This is a genomic window from Streptomyces sp. NPDC051133 (assembly GCF_040682635.1).
In the GTDB taxonomy this organism is placed as follows: domain Bacteria; phylum Actinomycetota; class Actinomycetes; order Streptomycetales; family Streptomycetaceae; genus Streptomyces.
In genome coordinates this window covers 1-3,698 of the sequence record NZ_JBFBBK010000150.1, presented here as the reverse complement: position 1 = coordinate 3,698, position 3,698 = coordinate 1, and the positions used below count along the sequence as shown (strand labels likewise).

The window sequence follows — 3,698 nt, the reverse complement described above, 5'->3', positions numbered from 1 at the left end:
CGTAGGAGGGGCCGAGACCCAAGTAGCGGAGATCCGCTGGGGGAGCGGCGGCACGCACCCGCGCCCCGATCCGGGGCGACCTGATCGTCGCCGTGTGCCGGCACTACGAGTCCCGGAGGGCCCCATGGCGGATTCGATGCTGGAGCACACCCTCTACAGGCTCACCTGTATGGAGGAGGTCTCCGCCCTAGGGTGGGCCTGGGAGCCGCGCGAGGTGACGCCTGGCAGGAGTCGGTCATGGAGATCGCGGGCATTGACCAGCGTCTTATCGGCTGGCAGTCGACCCGCCGTCAGCAAACCGCAGACACGCTGCCCGTTCTCGTGGCCGACTACGAAACGCAGCAGGCACCCGCTGAGGGGAGCGGGGCCGCTGTGTACTTGACCGGCAGGCCCGCCGCCCGGACCCGCCCACCGAAGCGCAGGATGCCGCTGCCGCTGTCCGAGCGATGGCGGGCCGCGGCGATCCGGGCGTCCGGCGCCTGCACCGTCTGTCGGCTGGCGGAGCGGGCGCGGGTGTGGCCGGTGGTCAACGTCGCCCTGGCGGCCTTCAACACCGTCGCCGTCGTGTACGTGATGCGCGGCGCGTTCCAACGTCAGCGCCTGCTTGCCGAAGCCTGCCGCCACCTCGCCTGCGCCCTGCACGGCCGACCCCACCAGCCCGGTCTGGACGAACAGATTGTGCAGCCGGTCAGGACGACTACGCCCGCCCCGCCGACAGATGAACACCCTGGTGCCGGCGAGGAAACGCAATTGTCAAGGCCCTTCACCCGAAGGGATTGCCCCTGGATTACGATCTTTCATGCCCCGCACGGTTGCCGTACCGTTTTCGCACTTGGGCCTGCCCAAGGGAGTGTGGCGGGGTGTACAGGGGAGAGGACGGTGTCGGGATGATCGGGGATGATCAGGCGACCTGGGCGGCACACGCAGTCTGCCGCACTACTGATCCGGACGAACTGTTCGCCGAAGGCGCGGCCCAGAATCAGGCCAAAGCCCTCTGCACCGGATGCCCGGTGCGCACCGAATGCCTCGCTCACGCCCTCGATCACCGCATCGAGCACGGCGTGTGGGGAGGCATGACGGAGCGAGAGAGGAGGGCAGTCCTACGGCGTCGGCCAACGGTGACGTCCTGGCGGCGCCTGCTGGAGAGCGCGCGCGCCGAGTATGGCCGCCGGAACATGGAATATCAGGAGCCGAGCGAAGGATGGTCCCAGGCAGGCTGAGTGCCGGCTGACGTGAGAACTAGGTCGTGTTTGAGATGTTGATCTAGGTCGGATCTGCGGCGTCGGCCCCGTGACCGCCATGGACCTGATGGTCGAGGTCGGGGCTCCTTGCCGGTTCGCTACCGAGGCACAGTTCGCCCGCTGGTGCGGATCGGCTCCGATCGTCATGTCTTCTGGCGAAGGACACGGCCCCGCCCGCAGACACCAGCTCGATGTCGGAGGCAGCCGCAACGTGAACTCGATCCTGCATATCGTGCACGTCACCGAGGTCAGATGCCACGGACCGGCCCGTGACTACGTCGCGAGGATGGTCGCCGAGAACAAGACGAAGCGTGAGACCAGAGGGGGCTCACAAACGCCAGCTCGCCAACGTGATTATCCGTCACATGTGGAAGGACGAAACCCGCCACCGGACTCCTCAGAACCCTCTCCCAGCCACCGGTTGACAAAAGAGCTTCGAGTCGGTGAACGCGGGCATCCGCCGGGCCGTGCGGGCCTGCGGCCACTTCCCGTCCGAGAACGGCGCGCTGAAGTGCGTCTACCTCGGTGATGTCTCTCGACCCGACCGGCACCGGCCGGAAACGCTGGACCAGCCGCTGGAAGCGAGCGTTGCAAGCCTTCGCCATCGCCTTCGACTGCCGCCTCACCCACAACCGAATCTGACCTACGTAACCGTCCAACCGCATGAGGCGGCCCCCGCCGCCCCGGCCTGGTCCGGCAGCGGCTGCCGGCCGGTTCCCCGCTACCGGCAACCACCAGTGAAGTGACAGAGCTGGCGACCGCGGCCGCCGGACGGGAAGCCTTCAGTGAGGTGACCTGGTGGGAAGGCTCCCGCGGCCCGATGACCTCGCGCTTCCTCACGGTGCGGGTCCGGCCGGCCGGGGTGCGCTCGCGTCGGCTGGCCCAGGCAGCCGCGGTGGCCGGGCACGGCCGGTGGGGCCGCCCTGGCCGGGCTGGCATCACCACGTCACCCTGGTCACCGCCGCCCATGCCTGCCTCACCGAGCAGCGGCTGGCCCCAAAAGCCGGCACAACCAACTCACCCTCTACCAGATCCTCGACGCCTTCCAGGACCTGCTGAACTGCTCCCACACCAAGATCAAGACAGACCTAGCGGGGTCCACTAATGGTCTCGATCACGACACCACACCGAACCGTGCAGATCACCTACGCTGCCGAGGATTGCCCCAGGCCATACGCTTTTCGCAGTAGTCGGAGTGGCGGCGCCGCCACCGCTTCCGGACAGTAGGAATCATGAGCCGTCACCGATTCCCACGCCGACGGGCCCCATGGATAGTGGGCGGCGCGGCTGTGCTTGCCTGCGGGGCCATCGCCATGTGGGCGCTGGAGACGTCGGACCGCGGCGCTCCCCGGCCGACGCCGTCATCCTCTGGCACCCTGTCCGTACCGACCTCACGTCCGTCGTCCCGGGCACCTGCTTCCAAGACACCAGGAGCGCAGCAGTCCACTTCGATACGCACCCCTGGAAGGCAGCAGACAACGTCGGGACACTCTCGGCAACCTCCACCGAAGGTTTCGTCCCATCCCTCTCCGGGGCTGACATCCGCTGCCGGTCTGGCGACGCCGAATGCGACGTCGCCGCGCTTGTCGGCTGCGCCGCCTGCCGCGGCTCTGCGGTCCGGATCGGCGTCACGGCCGTCGCAGACCGCCTCTCCTGGGCTGACATCCGCTGCCGGTCTGGCGACGGCGAATCTGACGTCGCCGCGCTTGTCGGCCGCGCCGCCTGCCGCGGCTCTGCGGCCGGGATCGGCGTCATCGCTATCGCCTCACGACCAACGCCACCGCAGGCCCGACGCGAGTCACCCCCGTCGCATGTGGCCCCTCCCCATTGCACCGTCGTCTCCGTCACCGCTGGTGACATGGTGGTACGGGAGTTCGGTGGCCGCCGCAGCCGCCCAGCGCATGGCAGCCGCAGGAGTAGTCGGCGACCCAGCTTGTTCGATGGCGTCGTACCCTCAGCTGTATCTGACGCTGCTCCCATCGGGCCTGCGGTCTATACGCGTTGGGCAGGCCGACGGCTATTGGTGCCTGATCTGGTAGAACCACTGGGCACCGCTTAGCAGGTCGCCCGCTGTCACCGGACTTCTTCCAGGAGGCTCTGGCCTTCAGGCCGGGTAGGAATGGATCTACGGACCGGAGCCGCGCAGCGGCGGAGTTCTCTTCGGCGGGTGACGCGTTCGGGGTCGCGCTGGGTGAAGTGGGTGCCGCTGAGTTCCTGGTAGGCGACGTTGTCGGTGAGCATGTGCCAGATCGCGGTGATGATCGAGTGCTTGTCGGCGACCAGGGCCTTGAGCGGGCCGCGGCGGGCGGTCAGCCGCTTGTGGCGGGCCTGCAGATAGTGTCGTTGGTTCTCATCGCACCGAATGCCGCGAGCCGAGGGCTCTTTGAGGTAGGGGTTGCCGGGCCGGACCTTGGTGTTCTTGGTGTGGCCGGCGGACTCGTGGTGGCCGGGGCAGGA

General features: G+C 68.1%; 2 protein-coding genes and 4 pseudogenes. 5 read left to right on the top strand and 1 reads right to left on the bottom strand.

Features of this window, described 5'->3' with window-relative positions; all coding sequences use genetic code 11:
• The first annotated feature begins 237 nt into the window (after positions 1-237).
• The 5 genes and pseudogenes from AB0N17_RS45625 to AB0N17_RS45605 form a co-directional block, all read left to right on the top strand.
• A complete protein-coding gene (locus tag AB0N17_RS45625; RefSeq protein ID WP_366017578.1) occupies positions 238-891 on the top strand; it encodes a hypothetical protein in 654 nt (217 codons plus the stop codon).
• Positions 888-1,220 carry a WhiB family transcriptional regulator gene (locus tag AB0N17_RS45620; RefSeq protein ID WP_366017577.1) on the top strand — a complete coding sequence of 111 codons (333 nt, stop codon included), beginning with the start codon at positions 888-890 and terminating at the stop codon, positions 1,218-1,220. The genes AB0N17_RS45625 and AB0N17_RS45620 overlap by 4 nt, the downstream gene beginning before the upstream one ends.
• 52 nt (positions 1,221-1,272) lie before the next feature.
• Positions 1,273-1,509, top strand: a pseudogene (locus AB0N17_RS45615) (transposase); the annotation flags it as partial.
• 163 nt (positions 1,510-1,672) lie between these two features.
• Positions 1,673-1,883, top strand: a pseudogene (locus AB0N17_RS45610) (IS256 family transposase); the annotation flags it as partial.
• Positions 1,883-2,300, top strand: a pseudogene (locus tag AB0N17_RS45605) (IS701 family transposase); the annotation flags it as partial. The pseudogenes AB0N17_RS45610 and AB0N17_RS45605, both read left to right, overlap by 1 nt.
• Positions 2,301-3,314: 1,014 nt before the next feature.
• Here the strand turns inward: AB0N17_RS45605 and AB0N17_RS45600 are convergent.
• Positions 3,315-3,698 (bottom strand): annotated as a pseudogene (locus tag AB0N17_RS45600) (hypothetical protein); the annotation flags it as partial.

Excerpts from the sequence above, each read along its gene's own strand:
- AB0N17_RS45620 (WP_366017577.1), top strand. The coding sequence starts at position 888 with ATGATCGGGGATGATCAGGCGACCTGGGCGGCACACGCAGTCTGCCGC.
- AB0N17_RS45625 (WP_366017578.1), top strand. The coding sequence starts at position 238 with ATGGAGATCGCGGGCATTGACCAGCGTCTTATCGGCTGGCAGTCGACC.